The following is a 22,003-nucleotide window of genomic DNA, read 5'->3' as shown; positions in this document are numbered from 1 at the left end:
GGTGAGCACCTCACCGTCGCAGCCCGCCGCGCAGCCGTCCCGCCACGGCCGCGCGGCGGGCCCGGTGCGTCCGTCCCCGGGCGACCGCATCAAGCCCAAGAAGCCCGCGAAGGTCCAGTTCGCGTCGACCACGCTCCTGCTCGAGGCGTTCCTCGTCGTGTTCGCGACGCTCGTGGCCTACGGCCTGCGCGACGTGCCCTACTCGCGCGGCCCGCTCGAGCTGCCCTCCGCGACGTCGATCTGGGTCGTGGGCGGGGTGCTCGCCGTCGTGCTCGTCGTGCTGTCGCGCATGGTGGGCACGCCCGGCGGGTACGTCGCCGGGTCCGTGGTCCAGGTGCCCGTGCTCGCGCTCGGGCTGGTCGTTCCCATGATGTTCCTCGTGGGCGGCCTCTTCGTCGTCCTGTGGATCGTCTCGATCCGCCTCGGCGGGCGCATCGACCGCGAGCGCGCGGCCTACGACGCCGAGCACCCCGAGACCGCGCCCAACGCCGGCTGACCCGCACGGCGCGCGCGGCCCTGCGGCCGCCCGCCGGGCGCGGCGCACCGGCCTGCGGCCGGTAGGCTCGGCGACCATGACCGACGTCGCACCCGCACTGACCGAGACCATCGAGCGCACCCTCATCCTCGTCAAGCCCGACGGCGTCCGCCGCGGCCTGTCCGGCGAGATCCTCCGGCGCGTCGAGGCCAAGGGCTACACGCTCGCCGCCGTGCGCCTGCTCGACGCGACGCCCGAGCTGCTCGCCGCCCACTACGCCGAGCACGAGGGCAAGCCGTTCTTCCAGCCGCTCGTCGACTTCATGCTCTCGGGCAAGATCCTCGCGGTCGTGGCCGAGGGCCAGGGCGTCGTCCCCGGCTTCCGCTCGCTCGCCGGCGCGACCAACCCGACCGAGGCGCTGCCCGGCACGATCCGCGGCGACCTCGGCCGCGACTGGGGCCTCAAGGTCCAGCAGAACCTCGTGCACGGGTCGGACTCGCCCGAGTCCGCCGCGCGCGAGATCGCGCTCTGGTTCCCAGAGCTCGGCTGACCCGCACGCGCACGTCCGCCCCGTCCCGGGCCTCCGGGGCGGGGCGTTCGCGTGCCCGCCGCGGTGTGCGCGGTCCGCCACGGCCGGTCGCGGACGTCCGCAGGATCGTGGGAGCGCCGCACTAGGCTCGGGTCCGTGCACCTCAAGACCCTGACGCTGCGCGGCTTCAAGTCGTTCGCGTCCGCGACGACGCTGAGCTTCGAGCCCGGCGTGACGTGCGTCGTCGGGCCGAACGGCTCGGGCAAGTCGAACGTCGTCGACGCGCTCGCGTGGGTGATGGGGGAGCAGGGCGCCAAGACCCTGCGCGGCGGCAAGATGGAGGACGTCATCTTCGCCGGCACCTCCGGCCGGCCCCCGCTCGGGCGCGCCGAGGTGTCCCTGACGATCGACAACACCGACGGCGCCCTGCCGATCGACTACACCGAGGTGACGATCTCCCGCACGCTGTTCCGCAGCGGCGGGTCCGAGTACGCGATCAACGGCAGCGCGTGCCGCCTGCTCGACATCCAGGACCTCCTCTCCGACTCGGGCCTCGGCCGGGAGATGCACGTGATCGTCGGCCAGGGGCAGCTCGACGCCGTCCTGCGCGCGACGCCCGAGGACCGCCGCGGCTTCGTCGAGGAGGCCGCGGGCGTCCTCAAGCACCGCAAGCGCAAGGAGAAGGCGCTCCGCAAGCTCGACGCGATGCAGGCCAACCTCACGCGGCTCGCGGACCTCACGACGGAGATCCGGCGCCAGCTCGGCCCGCTGGGACGGCAGGCGGAGATCGCGCGCAAGGCCGCCACGATCCAGGCCGACCTGCGCGACGCGCGGGCCCGGCTCCTCGCCGACGACCTCGCCCAGCTCACCGCGACGCTCGAGCAGGAGATGGCCGACGAGGCGGCCCTGCGCACGCAGCAGGCGGAGGTCGAGCGCGCGCTCGCGACGGCGCGCGACACGCTCGGCCGGCTCGAGCGCGAGGCCGCGGAGGCCGCGCCCGCCCTCGGGGCCGCGACCGACGTCTGGTTCCGGCTCTCGTCGCTGCGCGAGCGGCTGCGCGGCACGCGCACGCTCGCCGAGGAGCGCGTGCGTCTCCTCGGGCGCCCCGAGGCGGCGCCCCGCGGGCAGGACCCGGACGAGCTCGAGGCGCAGGCCGAGCGCGTGCGCGCGACCGAGGCGGAGCTCGAGGCGGAGGTCGCCCGCGCGCGCGACGCGCTCGCCGCCGCGGTCACCGACCGGGAGGACGCCGAGCAGGCCGCGGGGGAGGCGGAGCGGGCCGTCGCGACGCTGCTGCGCGGTGCCGCGGACCGCCGCGAGGGTCTCGCGCGGCTCGCGGGGCAGGTCGCGGCGCAGCGCACGCGCGTCGAGGCGGCGGAGGCCGAGATCGGACGGCTGCGCGAGTCGCTCGCGGAGGCCGAGCACCGGGGCACGCAGGCGCGCACCGAGTTCGCGGTGCTCGAGACCCAGGTGGTCGGCGCCGAGGAGGGCGAGGAGGGCCTCGACGCCGAGCACGAGGCCGCGGCGGACGCGGTCGAGCGCACGAGCGCCGCCGTGACCGGCCTGGAGGCGGACGCGACGGCCGCGGACCAGGAGCGCGCGACGTGGAGCGCGCGCATCGAGGCGCTCGAGCTGAGCCTCGACCGCAAGGACGGCGCGGGCGCGCTGCTCGCGGCGGACGGCGTCGGCGTCGTGGGGTCGCTCGCGGCCCTGCTCGGCGTCGAGGCGGGCTACGAGGACGCGGTGGCCGCGGCGCTGGGCCCGGCCGCCGACGCGGTCGCGGTCGAGTCGGTCGACGCCGCGGTCGACGCGCTGCGGTACCTGCGCACGGAGGACGCCGGGCGCGCGGGCCTCGTCGTGGCGACCGCGGAGCCCGGTCCGGGCCCCGCCGCCGTCGACCTGCCCGACGGCGCACGCTGGGCCGTCGACGTCGTCACCGCCGCCGGGGGCGTCGGCGAGGCGGTGCGGTCCCTGCTCGCGGGCGTGGCCGTCGTCGACGACCTGGGCCAGGCGCGCGCGCTCGTGGCGCGGCACCCGGACGTCGCCGTCGTGACGCGGGGCGGGGACCTCCTGGCGACGACGCGCGCGTGGGGCGGGTCGGCGTCGGCGCCGAGCGTGCTGCACCTGCAGTCGGCGCTCGACGAGGCGCGCACGGCGCACGCCGACGCGACGGCCCGCGCCGAGCGCGCCCGGTTCGCCCTCGTGGGCGCGCGCGAGGCGGCGCAGGAGGCGCGCGCCCGGTACGAGGACACGCTCGACCGGCTCAACGAGTCCGACGCGCAGCTCGCCGCGGTCGCGGAGCAGCTCGGGCACCTGGGGGCGACCGCGCGCTCGGCCGCCGCGGAGGCCGAGCGCGTGCGCGCGTCGCTGGAGCGGGCGTCCCAGGGTCTCGACGACGCACGCGAGACGCTCGCCGGGCTCGTCGAGCGGCTCGAGGTCGCGGAGGCGGCGCCGGAGCAGTCCGAGGACGCGGTGGCGGAGGCGAGCGCCGAGCGCGACCGCCTCCTCGCACGTGCCTCGGCGGCGCGCACGGCCGAGACCGAGGCACGGCTCGCCCTGCGCACGAGCGAGGAGCGCTCGCGGGCGGTCGCGGGCCGGGCCCAGTCGCTGGCCCGGGCTGCCGCCGCGGAGCGCGACGCGCGCGAGCGGGCCGCGCGGCGCGAGGCGGCGCGGGTGCGGCAGGCGGGCCGCGCGTCCGCGGTGCGCGACGGCGCGACGCTCGCCCTCGCCGCGATCGACCGGTCGCTGGCCCGGGCGGGCGCGGAGCGGGACGCCGCGGAGGCGGCGCGGGCCGAGCGCGACACCGCGGTGACCGCTGCGCGCCGCGAGGTCGACGACCTGGCGGCGCGCCTGCGCGAGCTGACGGACGTCGCGCACCGCGACGAGGTGGCGCGCGCGCAGCAGCAGCTGCGCATCGAGCAGCTCCAGGCGCGCAGCGTCGACGAGCTCGGGCTCGACCCGGCCGTCCTGGTCGAGGAGCTCGGCCCGCACCGCGAGGTGCCCGTCCCCTCCGACGACGGCGAGCAGCGCACGGTCCCGTACGACCGCGCGCAGCAGGAGAAGCGGCTGCGCGCCGCGGAGCGCGACCTAGGCCGCCTCGGCAAGGTGAACCCGCTCGCGCTCGAGGAGTTCGCCGCGCTCGAGGAGCGGCACAAGTTCCTCGCCGACCAGCTGGCCGACCTCAAGAAGTCGCGCGCCGACCTGCTGGAGATCGTCAAGGAGATCGACGAGCGCGTCGAGCGGGTGTTCTCGGACGCGTACCGCGACACCGCCGAGCAGTTCGAGCGCGTGTTCGCGCGCATGTTCCCGGGCGGCGAGGGGCGCCTGGTCCTCACCGACCCGGACGACATGCTGACCACGGGCATCGAGGTCGAGGCCCGTCCCGCGGGCAAGAAGGTCAAGCGCCTGTCCCTGCTGTCCGGCGGCGAGCGCTCGCTCACGGCGGTCGCGCTCCTCGTCGCGATCTTCAAGGCGCGGCCCTCGCCGTTCTACGTCATGGACGAGGTCGAGGCCGCCCTGGACGACGTGAACCTCGGCCGCCTGCTCGAGATCTTCCGCGAGCTCCAGGAGGACTCGCAGCTCATCGTCATCACGCACCAGAAGCGCACCATGGAGATCGCCGACGCGCTCTACGGCGTGACGATGCGCGGCGACGGCGTCACGACGGTCATCGGCCAGCGCATGTCCGAGGCGCGCGAGGAGGTCCCCGCGTAAGCCGCGCGGGGCGGTCCGTCCGCCTCGTCCGCACCTGGGCGGAACCTCCAGGATCGTTGCAATTCCGGGCCTTGTGAAGATGTGGTGCTGATCGCCGAGCCCCGGCGTGGCTGCGGTCGCGACGCGTTCGGGCGCCCGGATACTGGAGGGCATGGTCTGGATGTTCGTGTGGCTGGGGCTCACGCTCGGCGTCGCCGCCGTCGTGTTCCTGTTCGCGAGCGTCGTCGCGCGCGCCGAGGCGCAGTCGACCGGTGCGGCGGGTGACCGACGGGACGGCGAGCAGGGCATGCGCGCCTTCTGGCGGGACTTCCGCTCGGGGCTGCGGCGGCGTCGCCGCCGTGGTGACAACCCGGGCCAGCACGTCGCGACCGTGCGCATGCCGAGGCCGGTGGACACGAGCATCGACGACTTCTTCACGGCCACGCAGGTGTCGTCCAACGCGTACGTCGACGCCGAGGAGCTCACCGACGTCCTGCACCGCGCGCGCGAGCGCGTGCGCCCGCTGCACCCGGGGGAGCGCCCTCCCGAGGCGTGAGCACCGCGTCGGTCTGAGAGACTTCCGGGGTGAACGACCTCCTCCCGCTCTGGATCGTCCTCGGCGTCCTCCTGGTCGTCGGCCTCGTCACCGCCGGGACCGTGTCGGCCCGTCGCCGCGGTCGCCGCGACCTCGTCGAACCCCCGCCTTCGGCCCCTGCCGCGCCCCCCGCGACCGCGCCGGACGCCGTGGAGGCGCCGCCCGGAACGGCGACCGTGGAGGCACCGCCGGAGCCCGACGTCGCCGCCCCGCCCGCGCTCGAGCGCCCGGAGCCGGTCGGTGGCCGGCTCGTCCGGCTGCGCGAGCGCCTCGCGCGCTCCGGGTCGCCGCTCGGCGCCCGCCTGCTGTCCGTCCTCTCGCGGGACCACCTCACCGAGGACGACTGGGACGAGCTCGAGGAGACCCTCCTCCTCGCGGACGTCGGCGCCGGGCCGGCCGGCGAGCTCATCGACGCGCTGCGCACCAAGGTCCGCGTCCTCGGGGTGCGCGACGCCGCGAGCGTGCGCGACCTCCTGCGCACCGAGCTCGTCGCGCTCGTCGACCCGACGCTCGACCGCTCGCTCGCGACGTCCCCGCGCACCGCCGAGGACGGGTCCACGGTGCCCGCCGTCGTGCTGGTCGTCGGCGTGAACGGCACCGGCAAGACGACGACCGTCGGCAAGCTCGCGCGCGTGCTCGTCGCCGAGGACCGCAACGTCGTGCTGGGCGCGGCGGACACGTTCCGCGCCGCGGCCGCCGACCAGCTCGAGACCTGGGGCTCGCGCGTCGGGGTCCCGACCGTGCGGTCCGACCGCGACGGCGCCGACCCGGCGGCGGTCGCGTTCGACGCCGTGCGGCGCGGCCGCACCGAGGGCGCGGACGTCGTGCTCGTCGACACCGCCGGGCGCCTGCAGAACAAGCAGGGCCTCATGGACGAGCTGGGCAAGATCCGGCGCGTCATCACCAAGGAGGCCCCGCTGTCGGAAGTGCTCCTCGTGCTCGACGCGACGACGGGGCAGAACGGCCTCAACCAGGCACGCGTCTTCGGCGAGGTCGCGGGCGTCACGGGCATCGTCCTGACGAAGCTCGACGGCACCGCGCGCGGCGGCATCGTCGTCGCGGTCCAGCGCGAGCTGGGCGTGCCCGTCAAGCTCGTCGGCCTGGGGGAGGGGCCCGACGACCTCGCCCCGTTCGACCCCGAGCAGTTCGTCGACGGGCTCCTCGGCGCCTGAGGCACGGGCGCGGCCGGGTGCGACGCCCGGCCGCAGTGCCCGGCAGGGTGCCCGGCCGGGTGCCGGTCCGGGTCGCCCGGCGGGTCACGGTCGTGTCACGGCGCGATCACGGCCCGGTCGCGGCGACGGGCTCCGGGCGCCCGCGCGGTGCGGCGAAACCGAACGTTTACGTCCGGGCCGCCCTTGTCACGCCGGCGTAACGCGGCGACACCGCCGGGGAAACCCGCCCGCACCACCGTAGTCCCCGACCGGCCGCCCGGCCGGCGAGGGGAGATGATCCGATGGAGTGGGACACCGGGGCGACCGCGTGGATGCTGACCTCAGCATCCCTCGTGCTCCTGATGACGCCCGGACTGGCGTTCTTCTACGGCGGCATGGTCCGCGCCAAGTCCGTGCTGAACATGATGATGATGTCCTTCGGCGCGATGGCCGTCGTGGGCGTCGTCTACGTGCTGTGGGGCTGGTCGATGTCCTACGGCGAGGCCGGGACGGGTGGCCTGTTCGCCAACCCGTTCGCGCAGTTCGGTCTCTCGGGGGCGATCACGGACGCCGACGGCAGCGCCGTCGCGAGCACGCTCGGCAACTACCCGAACGTGGTCGACATCGCGTTCCAGGTGACGTTCGCGATCATCACGGTCGCGCTCATCTCGGGTGCGCTCGCCGACCGCGTCAAGTTCGGCACGTGGCTGGCGTTCACGGCGATCTGGGTCACGGTCACGTACTTCCCGCTCGCCCACATGGTGTGGGGCGGCGGCTTCCTCTCGGCCAACGAGAACGGTCTCGCCGCGAAGGTGTTCGGGGTGACCGACGGCGCCGCCACGGTCGCGCCGATCGACTTCGCGGGCGGCACCGTCGTCCACATCAACGCCGGTGTCGCGGCGCTCGTGCTCGCGCTCCTCATCGGCAAGCGCAAGGGCTTCGGCACCGAGCCGATGCGCCCGCACAACCTGCCGTTCGTCATGCTGGGCGCGGCCCTGCTGTGGTTCGGCTGGTTCGGCTTCAACGCGGGCTCCGCGTTCGGCGCGAACGAGACGGCCGGCCTCGCCTGGATCAACACCACGAGCGCCACGGCGGCCGGCATCATCGGCTGGCTCGTCACGGAGAAGATCCGCGACGGTCACGCCACGTCGCTCGGTGCCGCGTCCGGCGTCGTCGCGGGCCTCGTGGCGATCACGCCCGCCGCCGGCGCGCTCAACCCGGTCACGTCGATCGTCCTGGGCCTCGTCGCCGGCGCGCTCTCCGCGCTCGCGGTCGGCCTGAAGTACCGCTTCGGCTACGACGACTCGCTCGACGTCGTCGGCGTCCACCTCGTCTCCGGCCTCTGGGGTACCGTCGCGATCGGCTTCCTCGCGACCGACACGGGCCTCTTCTTCGGGGGCGGCGCGCAGCAGCTCGTCGTCCAGGTGCTCATCGCGCTGGTCGCGATCGTCTTCACCGCGATCACGACGACGGTCATCGGCCTGATCCTCAAGGTCACGATGGGCTGGCGCGTGAGCGAGGACGCGGAGGTCGGCGGCATCGACCTCGCGGTCCACGGCGAGACGGCGTACGAGTCCATCCAGCAGGGCAGCGTCATCAGGGAGGTGCGGGCATGAAGCTCGTCACGGGAATCATCCAGCCGCACCGGCTCGACGACGTGAAGTCGGCGCTCGAGGCCGCGGGCGTGCGGGGCATGACGGTCAGCGAGGCCAGCGGGTACGGCCGCCAGAAGGGCCACACCGAGGTCTACCGCGGCGCCGAGTACACGGTGGACCTGGTCCCGAAGGTCCGCATCGAGGTCCTCGTCGACGACGCCGACGCCACCGCGGTCACCGAGGTGATCGTCAAGGCGGCGCAGACCGGCAAGATCGGCGACGGCAAGGTCTGGACGGTGACCGTGGACGACGTCGCCCGGGTGCGCACGGGCGAGCACGGCCCCGGCGCCCTGTGAGGAGACGGACCCTCGGATGACCCACCACGCCGACACCCCGACCACGGGCGGGGTCGCAGGGGGATCGGCGGGGCGCCCGGCAGGGCCGGGAGAGCACGGCACGCAGGTCCCGCACCCCGACGGGGTGCGGGACCTGCGTGCGCGGATGCTCGACGTCGCGCGGTCCATGAGCGGACCGGGCCGCAGCGGGGTCGCGCGCCGCGCCGCCGTCGTCGACCTGGTCACCTCCTCGCTCGCGGGCCTCTGGCTCGACGCGACCGACGGCGTCGCGCCCGAGGGGCTCGCGCTCGCCGCGGTCGGCAGCCTCGGGCGGGGCGACATGGGCCCCGCGAGCGACCTCGACCTCGTCCTCGTCCACGACGGCCGCACCCACTCCGCCGAGGACGTCGCACGCGTCGCCGAGCGGCTCTGGTACCCGCTGTGGGACGCGGGCGTCGACCTCGACCACGCGGTGCGCTCCCTCTCGCAGTGCCGCCAGGTGGCGTCGAAGGACGTCCCCGCCGCCGTCGGGTGGCTCGACGTGCGGGCGGTCGCGGGGGACGCGCTCGTCGTGCACCGCGCCTCGTCCGCGGTGCTCACCGACTGGCGCTCCGCGTCGCGCCGCCGCCTGCCCGACCTGCTCTCCTCGACGCGCGAGCGCGCCGAGCGGTCCGGCGAGCTCGCCTACCTCATCGAGCCCGACCTCAAGGAGTCGCGCGGCGGCATCCGGGACGCGGTCGTGCTCTCGGCGCTCGCGGCGACGTGGCTCACCGACCGCCCGCACGGGTCCGTCGACCGGGCGCACGCTCACCTGCTCGACGTCCGCGACACGCTCCAGGTCGTCACGGGCCGGCACACGAGCCGCCTCCTGCTCGCCGACCTCGACGAGGTCGCCGCGCTGTCCGGGTACGACGACCCCGACGAGCTGCTCGCGAGCCTCGCCGCGGCGGGCCGCGAGATCTCCTACGCGCTCGACACCACGGTCCGCCGGGCCCGGCAGGCGCTCCAGCGGCCGTCGGTCGCCCGGCGCCCGGTGCTCGTGCGGGGACGCCGCGCGGCGCCACGGCTGCGGCCGGTCGGCGACGGCCTCGTCGAGCACGACGGCGAGCTCGTGCTCGCCGTGGACGCCCACCCCGAGTCCGACCCGCTCCTGTCGTTGCGCGCCGCGGCGACCGCGGCGCGCACGGGCCTGACGCTCTCGCCCGTGTCCGTCGCCAGCCTCGCGCGCTGCCCCGCCCTGCCGGAGCCGTGGCCGCGCGCCGCGCGGGCCGCGTTCCTCGCCCTGCTCGGGTCCGGCCAGGCGCAGGTCGCGGTGTGGGAGGCGCTCGACCTCGCGGGCGTCGTCACGACGTGGATCCCCGAGTGGGCGGGCGTGCGCAACCGGCCGCAGCGCGCGGCCGTGCACCGGCACACCGTCGACCGGCACCTCGTCGAGGTCGTGGCGCGCGCCGCGCGCGCCCGCAAGGAGGTCGAGCGCAGCGACCTGCTGCTGCTCTCCGCGGTGCTGCACGACATCGGCAAGCGGGCCGGCGCCACCGACCACTCCGTCGAGGGCGCACGGCTCGTGCCCGCGATCCTCGGCCGCATGGGCTTCGAGCCGGACGTCGTGGCCGACGTCGAGCGCCTCGTGCGCCACCACCTCACCCTCTCGCGCCTCGCCGTGAGCGAGGACCCCGACGACCCGGCGACGGTCGCGGAGCTCGCGGACGCCGTCGACCACCGCGCCGACCTGCTCGTGGTGCTCCGCGCGCTCACGGAGGCGGACGCGTCGTCGCTCGGCCCGAGCGCGTGGACGGCGTGGCGCGCGCGCCTCGTGGACGACCTCGTGGGCGAGACGCTCCGTGCGCTGGGCGCCGTGCCGGGGGGACCGGGCGCCGCCGGGTAGGCTGGACCCTCGCGGACGGCCCGTCCCGTGTCCGCTCCACGTCTGCCGGGGAGCGGGGACGACGGAGGGCCGACGCGCACGAGACTTCCGACGACTGGTGAGGATGACGCGGTGTTCAACACGCTGTCGGACCGACTGACTTCGACCTTCAAGAACCTGCGTGCGAAGGGCCGGCTGTCCGAGGCGGACATCGACGCGACGATCCGGGAGATCCGGCGCGCGCTGCTCGACGCCGACGTCGCGGTGCCCGTCGTGCGTGAGTTCAGCGCGACCGTGCGCGAGCGCGCGCTCTCGGCCGAGGTCTCGGGGGCGCTCAACCCGGCGCAGCAGGTCGTCAAGATCGTCAACGAGGAGCTCGTCGGCATCCTCGGCGGCGAGAGCCGCGGGCTGCGCTTCTCCAAGACGCCCCCGACCGTCATCATGCTCGCGGGCCTCCAGGGCGCGGGCAAGACGACGCTCGCGGGCAAGCTCGCGCTGCACCTGCGCGAGCAGGGGCACACGCCGCTCCTCGTCGCCGCCGACCTGCAGCGCCCGAACGCCGTCACCCAGCTCTCGGTCGTCGCCGAGCGGGCCGGCGTCCCCGTGTTCGCGCCGCACCCCGGCAACCAGAGCGGCGTCGAGGTCGACGATGTGATCGGCGACCCGGTCGCCGTCGCGCGCGAGGGCGTGGAGACGGCGCGGCAGCGCCAGCACGACGTCGTCATCGTCGACACCGCGGGCCGCCTCGGCCTGGACGCCGTCCTCATGCAGCAGGCGTCGGACATTCGCGACGCCGTGCAGCCCGACGAGGTCCTGTTCGTCATCGACGCGATGATCGGTCAGGACGCCGTCGCCACCGCGAAGGCCTTCGAGGAGGGCGTCGACTTCACGGGCGTCGTGCTCACGAAGCTCGACGGCGACGCGCGCGGCGGTGCCGCGCTCTCGGTCCGCGGGGTCACCGGTCGCCCGATCCTCTTCGCGTCCACGGGCGAGAAGCTCACCGACTTCGAGGCGTTCCACCCGGACCGCATGGCGTCGCGCATCCTCGACATGGGTGACGTCCTCACGCTCATCGAGCAGGCCGAGAAGGCGTTCGACGCCGAGCAGGCCGCGAAGATGGCCGAGAAGGTCGCCACGGGGCAGGACTTCACGCTCGCGGACTTCCTGGTGCAGATGCAGCAGATGAAGAACATGGGCTCGATGAAGAAGATGCTCGGCATGCTGCCGGGCATGGGCCAGATGCGCGAGGCCATCGAGAACTTCGACGAGCGCGAGGTCGACCGCATCGAGGCCATCATCCGGTCGATGACGCCCGCGGAGCGGGACAACCCGAAGATCATCAACGGCTCGCGGCGCGCGCGCATCGCCCGCGGCTCCGGCGTGACGACGAGCGACGTGAACCAGCTCCTCGAGCGCTTCGCGGGCGCGCAGAAGATGATGCGGCAGATGAGCCGTGGCGGCGGCATGCCGGGGATGCCGGGCATGGGCAGCCTCCCGGGCATGGGCGGCAAGAAGGCGCGGGGCCGCCAGGCGCCGCAGCGCAAGGTCAAGGGCAAGTCGGGCAACCCGGCGAAGCGGGCCGCGCAGGAGCGCGCGGCCGCCGCGCGCGCGGCGGGGGAGCTCACCGGTCCCGCGGCGCCGTCGGGCTCCGCGTTCGGCGTGGGGGGCACGGACGCGCCGTCCACCCCGACGCCGGACGACCTCCAGCTCCCGCCCGGCTTCGAGAAGCTGCTCGGCGGCCGCTGAGCCGCGGCCGTCCCGGACGGCCGTCCTCGAGCCCGGGTGCGACCCGCAGCCGCCCGGGCGCTAGGTTATGTCCGTGGCACCGCCCGGTGCCGCACCGCGCCCCCGACCGGGCCGCCTCCCCGTCCCGTCCGTCCTCACCCAGGAGCCGCATGTCCGCGCTGGAAGGCCCCACGCTGCACGTCCGCGGCCACGTCATCGTCGGCGACGACCGCGAGGTGGGCGACCTGTGGGTCAAGGACGGGCGGATCAGCCTCACCCGGCCGTCGGCGCAGGGCACCAACATGGTCGAGCTCGAGGGCTGGGCCCTGCCCGGCCTCGTCGACGTGCACTGCCACGTCGGGTTGGGCGCCCAGGGCGCCGTCGACGCGACGACCGCGCAGGAGCAGGCGCTGACGGACCGGGACAGCGGGGTGCTCCTGGTGCGCGACGCCGGCTCGCCGCTCGACACCCGGTGGGTGCACGGCCGTCGCGACCTGCCGCGCCTCGTGCGGGCGGGGCGCCACCTCGCCCGGCCCAAGCGCTACCTGCGCCACTACGGGCTCGAGCTCGACGACGTCGCCCAGCTCCCCGAGGCCGTGCGCCGCGAGGCGCGCCAGGGCGACGGGTGGGTCAAGATCGTGGGGGACTGGATCGACCGCGACCTCGGTGCGCAGGGCGACCTGCGGCCGCTGTGGCCCGACGACGTCCTCGCCGAGGCGGTCGCGGCCGCGCACGCCGAGGCGGCCCGTGTGACCGTTCACGCGTTCTCCGACGAGGTGATCCCGTCGCTCCTCGCCGCGGGCGTCGACGGCATCGAGCACGGAACGGGGATCCACCCCGACCTCATGTACGAGATCTCCGAGCGGGGCGTCGCGGTCACTCCGACGCTGCTGCAGGTCGGGCAGTTCGAGAACATCGCGCGCCAGGCGGACGCCCGCTACCCGGTGTTCGCGGCGCGCATGCGGCGCCTGCACGAGCGCCGGTACGAGCAGGCCCGGGCGCTGTACGAGTCCGGCATCCAGATCCTCGTCGGCACCGACGCGGGCGGGACGATCGGGCACGGCCGCCTCGCCGACGAGTGCGCCGAGCTCGTCGCCGCGGGCATCCCCGACGCCGCCGTCGTCGCGGCCGCGAGCTGGCAGGGCCGCGAGTACCTCGGCTACACGTCGCTCGTCGAGGGTGCGTCTGCCGACTTCGTCGTCTACCCGCAGGACCCGCGCCAGGACGTCGGCGTCCTGCGGGCCCCGACCGCCGTCGTGCTGCGCGGCGAGATCGTCGCGCCCGCCGCCTGACGCGGTCCGGCGCCGCCCGCGGGTTGGTCGATGCCCCCGCCGTCTGGCACAATGTCCCGGTACTCGGCGTGCCCCGGCCCCTCTCTCCGGCGCGTGCCGTGTCCTGAACCCCTTCCTCGTCCTGTCCCCACGGGACGATCGCGGGTTCGCCCGAAACAGAACCAGGAGAGACCACCACTGTGGCCGTCAAGATTCGTCTGAAGCGTCTCGGCAAGATCCGTGCGCCGTACTACCGTGTCGTCGTCGCCGACTCGCGCACCAAGCGCGACGGTCGTGTGATCGAGGAGATCGGCAAGTACCACCCCACCGAGGAGCCCTCGTTCATCGAGATCACCTCGGACCGCGCCCAGTACTGGCTCGGCGTCGGCGCGCAGCCGACGGAGCAGGTGCTCGCGCTCCTCAAGGTCACCGGCGACTGGCAGAAGTTCAAGGGCCTGCCCGGCGCCGAGGGCACGCTCAAGGTCAAGGGCGAGAAGGTCGACCCGACCGCCGCCATCGAGGCCGCCGCCGCGGACGCCGAGAAGGTCAAGGCCAAGGCTGCCGAGAAGAAGACCGAGGCTCCGGCCGAGGAGACCGCCGACGCGGCCGACGAGGCCGCTGCCGACGAGCAGGCCTGATGATCGCCGAGGCCCTCGAGCACCTCGTGCGCGGCATCGTGGACAACCCGGACGACGTCCGCGTGGCCACGAAGACGCTGCGTCGCGGTGACCTGCTCGAGGTCCGGGTGCACCCGGAGGACCTCGGCCGCGTCATCGGTCGCGGCGGGCGCACCGCCCGTGCCCTGCGCACGGTCATCGGCGCGCTCGCGACCGACGGGCCGGTCCGTGTCGACGTCGTGGACGTCGACCGCCGCTGAGGCCCGCACGACGACGCCCCGCGAGGGGCGACGGGCAAGGCCCGGCCCGCCACCGGCGGGCCGGGCCTTCCTGCGTCCGTCGCCGGAGGACCGGCGCGCACCGTCCCATCCAGCACCACACGAGGAGTCACGACGATGGAGCTGACCGTCGCGCGCGTCGGCAAGGCGCACGGGCTGCGGGGCGAGGTCGCCCTCGACCTGCGCACCGACGACCCCGAGGAACGCCTCGCGGTGGGCGAGCGTCTGGAGACGCGGCCCGCCGACGCCGGCCCCCTGACCGTCGCCACCGTGCGCGTCCACCAGGGCCGCTGGCTCGTCGGGTTCGAGGGCGTGCGCGACCGCACGGGCGCCGAGGCGCTGCGCGGCGTCGAGCTCGTCGTCGAGGCCGAGGCGTCCGACGAGGAGGACGCGTGGTACCCGCACGAGCTCGCCGGGCTGCGCGCCGAGGGCACGGACGGTCGCGTGCTGGGCCGCGTCGAGGGCCTCGAGCACCTGCCCGCGCACGACGTCCTCGTGCTGCGCGAGCCGGACGGCGCCCGCACGCTCGTGCCCTTCGTCCGGCAGATCGTGCCGGTCGTCGACGTGGCCGGCGGCCGGGTCGTGCTCGACCCGCCCGGCGGGCTGCTCGCGTCGGACGCGGAGCACCTGGAGGTCGCGGCGCCGAGCGCCGGCGACGCGGCGGCCGAGCTCGGGTCGCAGGACACCTCCGCCGACGGCGAGGCCTGACGTGCGGATCGACGTCGTCACGATCTTCCCCGACTACCTCGCCGCGCTCGACCTGTCGCTCGTCGGCAAGGCCCGCACGGCCGGGATCCTCGACCTGCGCGTCCACGACCTGCGCGACTGGACGACGGACCGGCACCGCACGGTCGACGACACGCCGTTCGGCGGCGGCGCGGGCATGGTCATGCGCCCCGACGTGTGGGGGCGGGCGATCGACGACGTGTCCGGCCTGTCGACCGACGCGGTCGCGGGAGAGGCGAGCGCGGTGCACCTGGTCGTGCCGACGCCGTCGGGCGCGACCTTCACCCAGCGCACCGCCGAGGAGCTCGCGACGGAGGAGCACCTCGTCGTCGCCTGCGGACGCTACGAGGGCATCGACGCGCGCGTGGCGGAGCACTACCGTGCCGCCGGGATGCGCGTCAGCGAGCTCTCGATCGGCGACTACGTGCTCAACGGCGGCGAGGTCGCGGCGCTCGTGATGATCGAGGCTGTCGGGCGCCTGCTGCCGGGCGTCGTGGGCAACCCGGAGTCGCTCGTCGAGGAGTCGCACGGGGCCGCGGGGCTCCTGGAGTACCCGGTCTACACGAAGCCGCCCGTGTGGGGCGACCTCGAGGTGCCCGACGTCCTGCTGTCCGGGCACCACGCCCGGATCCGGCGCTGGCGCCGAGACCAGGCCCTGCGTCGTACCGCCCGCCGCCGCCCGGACATGGTGCGCGCGCTCGACGCCGCCGCCCTCGACCGGCACGACCTGGAGGTCCTCGCGGGGGCCGGCTGGGGCGTCGTCGACGGCCACCTGGAGCGCACCGAGCCTGCCGACGGCTGAGCGGGGACCCTCCCGGCGCGCGCCCGTGACCCGCGAGGGCTGCCGCCGGGGTCGACGGGTGTGGCAGAATGGTCGATCGGTGTGTGCCGCCCCGGACCTCTGCCACAGGGGAGCCCGCGCCCGATCCTCGGGCGGACTGGCACGACGGACCCGACGACCGCGAGGTCGACGACCGTCCACGCCCAGCACGGCACACCCCACCGATACGACGACGGCCCGGTCTGCCCGGGCCACGAGCACGCGTCCGACCTGTGGCGGGCGAGGAGAAGCACCATGCACACGCTGGACAGCGTCGACGCAGCATCGCTGCGCAGCGACGTCCCGGAGTTCCGCCCCGGTGACACGCTCAAGGTCAACGTCAAGGTCGTCGAGGGCACCCGCTCCCGCGTCCAGGCGTTCCAGGGTGTCGTCATCGCCCGTCAGGGCAGCGGCGTCCGCGAGACGTTCACGGTCCGCAAGATCAGCTTCGGCGTGGGTGTCGAGCGCACGTTCCCCGTGCACTCGCCGTCCATCGAGTCCGTCGAGGTCGTGACGCGCGGTGACGTGCGTCGCGCCAAGCTGTACTACCTGCGCGCGCTGCGCGGCAAGAAGGCGAAGATCAAGGAGAAGCGCGAGACCGCGCCCAACCGCTGATCGGCTGTCGGCGACACCGCCGCTCCGCTCGTTCCGACGGCGGCCGTCCCTCCCGGGCCGGCCGCCGTCGGCGTACCCCGGGGCCGCTGTCCGCGGGCCGGTTCCGTTTCCCGGATCGCCTCCCGAGGTGGCATTGTGAACGCGTGACCGACAGCGCCCCGCCCCGCGGCCCGCACCCCGACGCCGGCACCGAGCGCGCGGCGCTCGGCCCCGAGGACGACGGGCGCCCCCCGCACGGCCAGCACCTCGCGGCCGAAGGGGACGAGGTCGCCCCGCGCGAGCGCCCGCGCAGGTCGTCGCTGCTGCGCGAGACCGCGATCATCGTGGTCAGCGCGCTCGTGCTGTCCCTGCTCATCAAGACGTTCCTCGTCCAGGCGTTCTTCATCCCGAGCGCCTCGATGGAGGACACGCTCGTCGAAGGCGACCGCGTGATGGTGTCCCGTCTCGTGCCCGGCGCGTTCGACGTGCACCGGGGCGACATCGTCGTGTTCAAGGACCCGGGCGGCTGGCTGCCGCCGCAGGAGCCCCAGGACGAGAGCCCGGTGTCCGAGGCGGTCCGTGCGGCGCTGACGTTCGTCGGCCTCTTGCCGCAGGACACGGGGGAGCACCTCATCAAGCGCGTCATCGGCGTGCCGGGCGACCACGTCGTGTGCTGCGACGCGGAGGGCCGCGTGAGCGTCAACGACGTGCCGATCGACGAGACGTACATCAAGCCGGGGTCGATCCCCAGCCAGGACGCGTTCGACCGCACGGTCCCCGCCGACATGCTGTTCGTCATGGGCGACAACCGGCAGAACTCCGCGGACTCTCGCTACAACCAGGGCAAGCCCGGAGGCGGGTTCGTGCCGATGAGCAACGTCGTGGGGACGGCGTTCGTCAAGGTGTGGCCGCTGTCGCACGTCGGTCTGCTGCGCAACCCCGGCGACGTGTTCGCCGACGTCCCCGAGGTGGAGCCGTGACGCTCGACGCCGTCGCGCGTCCGGAGCCCGCGCGGGCACCGGCGCGCCGGGCACCCGCGCGTCGCCGGCCCGACCTGCGCCAGGAGCGCGCCATGCTGCGCGACGGCGCCCGCCTCGTCGCCGGGATGGACGAGGTCGGTCGCGGCGCGCTCGCCGGGCCGGTGTCGGTCGGGGTCGTGATCGTCGACCTCGCGACGAAGCCGTGCCCGCCCGGGCTCACGGACTCCAAGCTCCTCACCGCGGCAGCGCGCGAGGCGCTCGTGCCCCTCGCGCGGTCGTGGTGCGTCGCGTGGGCGGTGGGCCACGCGGGTCCGGCCGAGATCGACGCGCACGGGATCGTGGGCGCGCTGCGGCTCGCGGGCCGCCGTGCGCTCGCCCAGGTGCGCCGGACGGTCGGCGACGTCGACGCGGTCCTGCTCGACGGCAAGCACGACTGGCTGAGCCGCCCCTCGGCGGTAGATCTCTTCGAGGCGTTCGACCTGGACCCGCACGACGACGTCCGTCTCGTCGACCCGCGCGTGCGCACGCTCGTCAAGGCGGACCTGCAGTGCGCGTCGGTCGCCGCCGCGAGCGTGCTCGCGAAGACGGAGCGCGACGGCCTCATGACGAGCCTGGCGCGCCAGTACCCCGCCTTCGGGTGGGACCAGAACAAGGGCTACGGGGCGGCGGCGCACGTCGAGGCCCTGCGCGAGCACGGCCCGACGCCGCAGCACCGGCGGTCCTGGCGACTGCCCGAGCGCGGTGACGAGGGCATCGGCGTCCCGGCGTACGGCGACCCGGTCGACGTGCTCGAGCTCGACCCCGAGGCCGGGCTGCCGACGAGCTGACCGGGGTCCTCCGTCCGGTCCGGCGGCCGCCGATGGTCCATGATGGAGCCGTGAGCGCCGAAGACCTGGAGAACTACGAGACCGAGATGGAGCTCGCGCTGTACCGCGAGTACCGCGACGTGGTGGGCCTGTTCTCGTACGTCGTGGAGACCGAACGCCGCTTCTACCTGGCGAACCAGGTCGACCTCCAGGTGCGTTCCGCCGCCGGTGAGGTCTACTTCGAGCTGCGGCTCGCCGACGCGTGGGTCTGGGACGTGTACCGCTCCGCGCGGTTCGTGAAGTCGGTGCGCGTCGTGACGTTCAAGGACGTCAACGTCGAGGAGCTCGCGAAGGCCGAGCTCCAGCTCTGACGCCCTTCGTGGCCGTGCACAGGACCGCTGCCTGACGGCGGTCCCACAGGCCGCCCGGCGCCCCTGGCGCCGCTCCCGCGCCGTGCCCCACGGTGGGCCGCGGAGGTGAGCCCATGGGAGCGAACGACGCCGTCGGGCGGTACGGGGAGAGGGTGGCCGCGGCCCACCTGGTCGAGGCGGGCTGGACGCTCCTCGACCGCAACTGGCGCGGGACGCGCGGCGAGCTCGACGTCGTCGCGCTCGACGGCGACGTGCTCGTGGCCGTCGAGGTCAAGACCCGGCGCGGCACGGGGTTCGGGCACCCGGCGCAGGCCGTCACGCCCGCGAAGCTCGGCCGTCTGCGCCGGCTCACGGGGGAGTGGCTCGCGACGCACGACGTCCGCGCCCGGTCGGTTCGCATCGACGTCGTCGCGGTCCTCGTGGCGCGCGCCGGTGCGGCACGGGTCGAGCATCTCGTCGGGGTGAGCGCCTGATGGGGCTCGGGACCACTCGCGCCGTCGCGCTCGTCGGGCTCTCCGGTCACGTCGTCGAGGTGCAGGCTCACCTCGCGGCGTCCGTCCCCGGCTTCGTCCTCGTCGGGCTGCCGGACACCGCGCTCAGCGAGTCGCGCGACCGTGTGCGCGCGGCCGTGACGTCGTCGGGCATCGCGTGGCCCCAGCGCAAGGTCACGATCAACCTCTCGCCGGCGGCGCTGCCCAAGTCCGGGACGGGTTTCGACGTCGCGATCGCCGTCGCGCTGCTCGCCGGTGCCCAGGTGCTGCCCGCGGGCGCGGCGGACGGCGTCGTGCACCTCGGCGAGCTGGGCCTCGACGGTCGGCTCCAGCCCGTGCGCGGCGTCCTGCCGGCCGTGGCGGCCGCGGTCGCGGCGGGGTTCCCGGACGTCGTGGTGCCGGCGGCCGACGTGGCGGAGGCGCGCCTCGTGCCCGGGGCCCGGGTGGTCGGGGCGGCGAGCCTCGCGGACGTCGCGCGGCTCCACGGCGCGTCGCTCGAGGGCGCTGACGAGGCGGCCGCGCCGGTCGTGGTCCCGCGCCCCGTCGTGCCCGTGGCCCGCCCCGGGGACCTCGCGGAGGTCGTCGGGCAGGACGAGGCGCGGCACGCGCTCGAGGTGGCCGCCGCGGGCGGCCACCACCTGCTCCTCGTCGGGGCTCCGGGCGCGGGCAAGACGATGCTCGCCTCACGGCTCCCCGGGATCCTGCCGGACCTCACGGAGAGCGAGGCGGTCGAGGTCACCGCCGTCCACTCCGTGGCCGGGGTGTTCGACCCGGGCGCGGGACTGGTCCACCGCCCGCCCTACGAGGACCCGCACCACACCGCGACGCCCGCCGCCATCGTCGGCGGGGGCAGCGGCCTGCCCCGGCCCGGGGCCGCGTCGCGGGCGCACCGGGGCGTGCTCTTCCTCGACGAGGCGCCCGAGTTCGGCGCGCGCGTGCTCCAGACGCTGCGCCAGCCGCTCGAGCACGGCGAGCTCGTCATCCACCGGGCGGGCGGGACGGCGCGCTACCCCGCCCGGTTCCAGCTCGTGCTCGCCGCCAACCCGTGCCCGTGCGGCCAGGGCGTCGGCAAGGGGCTCGAGTGCTCGTGCTCGTCGGTGGCGCAGCGACGGTACTTCGGTCGGCTCTCCGGCCCGCTCCTCGACCGGGTGGACGTGCAGGTCGAGGTCCGGCCGGTGACGCGGGTCGAGCGCGCGAGGGCCGCCGCCCCGGAGCCGAGCGCGGTCGTCGCGGCCCGGGTCGCCGCGGCCCGGGAGGCGGCCGCGTCCCGGCTCGCCGGCACGCCGTGGCGCACGAACGGCGAGGTGCCCGGCACGTGGCTGCGCGAGCGGCTCGGCCCCGACGCGGGCCTCCTGGCCGACGTGGACCGCGCGCTCGACCGCGGCACGCTCAGCCTGCGCGGCGCGGACCGCGTCCTGCGCCTCGCCTGGACCGTCGCCGACCTCGCCGGGCGCGCCGCGCCCACGAGGGCGGACGTCGGGACCGGGCTCGCGCTGCGCACGCGGGGCTACCGTGCCTGAGCGCGGGTCCGGGGACGGGCGCCCCGTGTTCGACGTCCTCGACGAACGCCTCGCGCGCGCGGCGTGGTCGCGCATCGCGGAACCGGGGGACCAGGTCGCGGTCGCGCTCGTCGACCAGCTCGGCGCCGGTCCGGCGCTCGAGTGGCTCCACGAGGCGGCGCGTGACCCGGCCGGTGCGCGCCGCGCGCTGGTCCGTCTCGCCGACGACGGCGCGCCGGGCGGTGCCTCTCCGGCACAGGAAGGGCCGACGGGCGTCCCCGTGGTCGGTCCTGCTCCCGGCGCCCGCGAGGACGCGCCCGACCCGGCGGCACGGTCGGCCGGCCGGCGCGCGGCCGAGCGCGACGCGGTGGGACGGTCGACCGACGCACGCGTGACGGACCACGACCCGCGCGCCCGGTCGGTGGCGCGGCTCCTGCGGGCCGTCGGGCGCTGGGCTCCCCGCCTCGACGGGCTGGACCCGCGCCGTGAGCTGCGCGTGCTCGAGCGCCTCGGCGGCACGCTCGTCGTGCCGGGCGACGACCGGTGGCCGTCCGGCCTCGACGACCTCGGGCCCGTCCGCCCGCTCGCGCTGTGGGTGCGGGGGAGCGCAGCGGTGCAGGACCTCGCGGCGCGCTCGGTCGCGGTGGTCGGCGCCCGCGCCTGCACCGACTACGGCCGCCGCGTGACGGGCGAGATCGCAGCGGGCCTCGCGGCGCGAGGGTTCACCGTCGTGTCCGGAGGCGCGTACGGGATCGACGCGGCGGCGCACCGGGCGGCGATCCTCTCGGGTGGACCGACGGTCGCGTTCCTCGCGGGGGGCGTGGACCGGTTCTACCCGGCCGGGAACGTCGAGCTGCTCCGCTCGGTCGTCGAGTCGGGCGGCGCGGTCGTCTCGGAGGTCCCGCCCGGGTCCGTCCCGAGCCGGGTGCGGTTCCTGCTGCGCAACCGGCTCATCGCGGCGTTCGCGCGGGCGACGGTCGTCGTCGAGGCGGCCTGGCGCTCGGGCTCGCTGAGCACGGCGTCGCGCGCCGCGGAGCTCTCCCGGCCGGTCGGTGCCGTGCCGGGCCCCGTGACGTCGATGGCGTCGACCGGGTGCCACCGGCTGCTGCGCGACGGCGTGGCGGTGTGCGTCACCGACGCGGACGAGGTCGTCGAGCTCGCGGGCGACCTCGCGCGGGACGCGGCGCCCGCCGCGCCGGCCGCGACCTCGTGGCGAGCACCCCACGACGCCCCGTACGACGACCTGGACCCCGTCGAGACGCGCACGTGGGACGCGCTCCCGCTGCGTGCGGGAGCCTCGACCGAGGCGATGGCCCGCGCCGCAGGTCTTGCCGTGGCGGACGTGGTCGGTGCGCTCGGAAGGCTCGAGGCCCGAGGGCTCGCCGAGCGGGCGCCCGTCGGCTGGCGGCGCGTGCGTGAGCCCTAAGTCGGGAGCGGTGCGGGATGTGCTGAGCATGCGTGAGTCATGAGTCATGAGTCATGAGCCGTGCGAGGTGCGCTGAGCGTGCGTGGGCCCTGAGCGGCGAGCAGAGCGGAGCGCCTCCCCGGGCCAGGGCTCGCCGCGCGCGAGACTGGGGGCGTGACACGAGCA

Annotated in this window: 21 protein-coding genes; all 21 read left to right on the top strand. The window is 75.5% G+C overall.

All coding sequences use genetic code 11. From position 1 onward, the window contains the following. The first annotated feature begins 1 nt into the window (after position 1). The 21 genes from GWJ10_RS16360 (at position 2) to dprA (ending at position 21,838) form a co-directional block, all read left to right on the top strand. On the top strand, positions 2 to 496 hold the full coding sequence (locus GWJ10_RS16360; RefSeq protein WP_306303334.1) for a DUF4233 domain-containing protein: 495 nt from the start codon (positions 2 to 4) through the stop codon (positions 494 to 496). A 76-nt stretch (positions 497 to 572) separates the two neighbouring features. Next, positions 573 to 1,025 carry a nucleoside-diphosphate kinase gene (ndk, locus tag GWJ10_RS16355; RefSeq protein WP_031317103.1) on the top strand — a complete coding sequence of 151 codons (453 nt, stop codon included), beginning with the start codon at positions 573 to 575 and terminating at the stop codon, positions 1,023 to 1,025. A 135-nt stretch (positions 1,026 to 1,160) separates the two neighbouring features. Beyond that, entirely contained in the window at positions 1,161 to 4,715 is a 3,555-nt protein-coding gene (gene smc / locus GWJ10_RS16350) for a chromosome segregation protein SMC (RefSeq protein WP_163188538.1), read from the top strand. 151 nt (positions 4,716 to 4,866) lie between these two features. Continuing rightward, positions 4,867 to 5,250, top strand: a complete 384-nt coding sequence (locus tag GWJ10_RS16345) for a hypothetical protein (RefSeq protein ID WP_055725692.1) — start codon at positions 4,867 to 4,869, stop codon at positions 5,248 to 5,250. 29 nt (positions 5,251 to 5,279) lie between these two features. Beyond that, positions 5,280 to 6,461 carry a signal recognition particle-docking protein FtsY gene (gene ftsY / locus GWJ10_RS16340; protein ID WP_061268923.1) on the top strand — a complete coding sequence of 394 codons (1,182 nt, stop codon included), beginning with the start codon at positions 5,280 to 5,282 and terminating at the stop codon, positions 6,459 to 6,461. Between the two features lie 281 nt (positions 6,462 to 6,742). Further along, positions 6,743 to 8,056: an ammonium transporter gene (locus tag GWJ10_RS16335; RefSeq protein WP_021483029.1), complete on the top strand. Its 1,314-nt coding sequence runs from the start codon at positions 6,743 to 6,745 to the stop codon at positions 8,054 to 8,056. Further along, complete coding sequence (locus GWJ10_RS16330) at positions 8,053 to 8,391, top strand: P-II family nitrogen regulator (protein ID WP_021483028.1); 339 nt, start codon at positions 8,053 to 8,055, stop codon at positions 8,389 to 8,391. Before GWJ10_RS16335 ends, GWJ10_RS16330 begins: the two co-directional genes overlap by 4 nt. Before the next feature lie 16 nt (positions 8,392 to 8,407). Beyond that, a complete protein-coding gene (locus GWJ10_RS16325) occupies positions 8,408 to 10,255 on the top strand; it encodes a [protein-PII] uridylyltransferase (protein ID WP_163188536.1) in 1,848 nt (615 codons plus the stop codon). 111 nt (positions 10,256 to 10,366) lie between these two features. Further along, positions 10,367 to 11,980, top strand: a complete 1,614-nt coding sequence (gene ffh, locus GWJ10_RS16320; RefSeq protein ID WP_034652454.1) for a signal recognition particle protein — start codon at positions 10,367 to 10,369, stop codon at positions 11,978 to 11,980. 149 nt (positions 11,981 to 12,129) lie between these two features. Beyond that, the gene (locus tag GWJ10_RS16315; protein ID WP_163188534.1) at positions 12,130 to 13,251 is read left to right on the top strand and encodes an amidohydrolase family protein; all 1,122 of its coding nucleotides are present in this window, start codon (positions 12,130 to 12,132) and stop codon (positions 13,249 to 13,251) included. A gap of 179 nt (positions 13,252 to 13,430) precedes the next feature. Next, positions 13,431 to 13,868 carry a 30S ribosomal protein S16 gene (gene rpsP, locus GWJ10_RS16310; RefSeq protein ID WP_021482888.1) on the top strand — a complete coding sequence of 146 codons (438 nt, stop codon included), beginning with the start codon at positions 13,431 to 13,433 and terminating at the stop codon, positions 13,866 to 13,868. Next, a complete protein-coding gene (locus tag GWJ10_RS16305) occupies positions 13,868 to 14,107 on the top strand; it encodes an RNA-binding protein (RefSeq protein ID WP_061268928.1) in 240 nt (79 codons plus the stop codon). The genes rpsP and GWJ10_RS16305 overlap by 1 nt, the downstream gene beginning before the upstream one ends. Before the next feature lie 135 nt (positions 14,108 to 14,242). Beyond that, positions 14,243 to 14,833 (top strand): ribosome maturation factor RimM, encoded by a 591-nt coding sequence (rimM, locus tag GWJ10_RS16300; RefSeq protein ID WP_163188532.1) that lies wholly within the window; start codon positions 14,243 to 14,245, stop codon positions 14,831 to 14,833. A 1-nt stretch (position 14,834) separates the two neighbouring features. Continuing rightward, positions 14,835 to 15,653 carry a tRNA (guanosine(37)-N1)-methyltransferase TrmD gene (gene trmD / locus GWJ10_RS16295; RefSeq protein WP_163188530.1) on the top strand — a complete coding sequence of 273 codons (819 nt, stop codon included), beginning with the start codon at positions 14,835 to 14,837 and terminating at the stop codon, positions 15,651 to 15,653. A gap of 273 nt (positions 15,654 to 15,926) precedes the next feature. After that, positions 15,927 to 16,286, top strand: a complete 360-nt coding sequence (gene rplS / locus GWJ10_RS16290) for a 50S ribosomal protein L19 (RefSeq protein WP_021483307.1) — start codon at positions 15,927 to 15,929, stop codon at positions 16,284 to 16,286. Between the two features lie 143 nt (positions 16,287 to 16,429). Next, entirely contained in the window at positions 16,430 to 17,245 is an 816-nt protein-coding gene (lepB, locus tag GWJ10_RS16285) for a signal peptidase I (protein ID WP_241005862.1), read from the top strand. A gap of 92 nt (positions 17,246 to 17,337) precedes the next feature. Then, entirely contained in the window at positions 17,338 to 18,072 is a 735-nt protein-coding gene (locus GWJ10_RS16280; protein WP_082774742.1) for a ribonuclease HII, read from the top strand. A gap of 50 nt (positions 18,073 to 18,122) precedes the next feature. Next, entirely contained in the window at positions 18,123 to 18,422 is a 300-nt protein-coding gene (locus tag GWJ10_RS16275; protein WP_024840525.1) for a DUF2469 domain-containing protein, read from the top strand. 113 nt (positions 18,423 to 18,535) lie between these two features. Next, on the top strand, positions 18,536 to 18,895 hold the full coding sequence (locus tag GWJ10_RS16270) for a YraN family protein (RefSeq protein ID WP_061268930.1): 360 nt from the start codon (positions 18,536 to 18,538) through the stop codon (positions 18,893 to 18,895). Continuing rightward, positions 18,895 to 20,433 carry a YifB family Mg chelatase-like AAA ATPase gene (locus GWJ10_RS16265; protein WP_061268931.1) on the top strand — a complete coding sequence of 513 codons (1,539 nt, stop codon included), beginning with the start codon at positions 18,895 to 18,897 and terminating at the stop codon, positions 20,431 to 20,433. The genes GWJ10_RS16270 and GWJ10_RS16265 overlap by 1 nt, the downstream gene beginning before the upstream one ends. A 25-nt stretch (positions 20,434 to 20,458) precedes the next feature. Continuing rightward, complete coding sequence (gene dprA, locus GWJ10_RS16260; protein WP_163188528.1) at positions 20,459 to 21,838, top strand: DNA-processing protein DprA; 1,380 nt, start codon at positions 20,459 to 20,461, stop codon at positions 21,836 to 21,838. The last annotated feature ends 165 nt before the right edge of the window (positions 21,839 to 22,003 follow it).

The sequence above is a fragment of the Cellulosimicrobium sp. SL-1 genome, assembly GCF_011033075.1.
In the GTDB taxonomy this organism is placed as follows: Bacteria; Actinomycetota; Actinomycetes; order Actinomycetales; family Cellulomonadaceae; genus Cellulosimicrobium; species Cellulosimicrobium funkei.
Note: the sequence above shows the minus strand (reverse complement) of the source record. Positions and strands in the feature narration are given on the sequence as shown.

What these genes read in the sequence shown, in the direction of transcription:
- GWJ10_RS16280 (WP_082774742.1), top strand. Translation starts at nt 17,338, where the DNA reads ATGCTGCGCGACGGCGCCCGCCTCGTCGCCGGGATGGACGAGGTCGGT.
- GWJ10_RS16325 (WP_163188536.1), top strand. Translation starts at nt 8,408, where the DNA reads ATGACCCACCACGCCGACACCCCGACCACGGGCGGGGTCGCAGGGGGA.
- rimM (WP_163188532.1), top strand. Translation starts at nt 14,243, where the DNA reads ATGGAGCTGACCGTCGCGCGCGTCGGCAAGGCGCACGGGCTGCGGGGC.
- GWJ10_RS16335 (WP_021483029.1), top strand. Translation starts at nt 6,743, where the DNA reads ATGGAGTGGGACACCGGGGCGACCGCGTGGATGCTGACCTCAGCATCC.
- GWJ10_RS16265 (WP_061268931.1), top strand. Translation starts at nt 18,895, where the DNA reads ATGGGGCTCGGGACCACTCGCGCCGTCGCGCTCGTCGGGCTCTCCGGT.
- GWJ10_RS16330 (WP_021483028.1), top strand. Translation starts at nt 8,053, where the DNA reads ATGAAGCTCGTCACGGGAATCATCCAGCCGCACCGGCTCGACGACGTG.
- ndk (WP_031317103.1), top strand. Translation starts at nt 573, where the DNA reads ATGACCGACGTCGCACCCGCACTGACCGAGACCATCGAGCGCACCCTC.
- GWJ10_RS16305 (WP_061268928.1), top strand. Translation starts at nt 13,868, where the DNA reads ATGATCGCCGAGGCCCTCGAGCACCTCGTGCGCGGCATCGTGGACAAC.
- rplS (WP_021483307.1), top strand. Translation starts at nt 15,927, where the DNA reads ATGCACACGCTGGACAGCGTCGACGCAGCATCGCTGCGCAGCGACGTC.
- GWJ10_RS16270 (WP_061268930.1), top strand. Translation starts at nt 18,536, where the DNA reads ATGGGAGCGAACGACGCCGTCGGGCGGTACGGGGAGAGGGTGGCCGCG.
- GWJ10_RS16345 (WP_055725692.1), top strand. Translation starts at nt 4,867, where the DNA reads ATGGTCTGGATGTTCGTGTGGCTGGGGCTCACGCTCGGCGTCGCCGCC.
- GWJ10_RS16315 (WP_163188534.1), top strand. Translation starts at nt 12,130, where the DNA reads ATGTCCGCGCTGGAAGGCCCCACGCTGCACGTCCGCGGCCACGTCATC.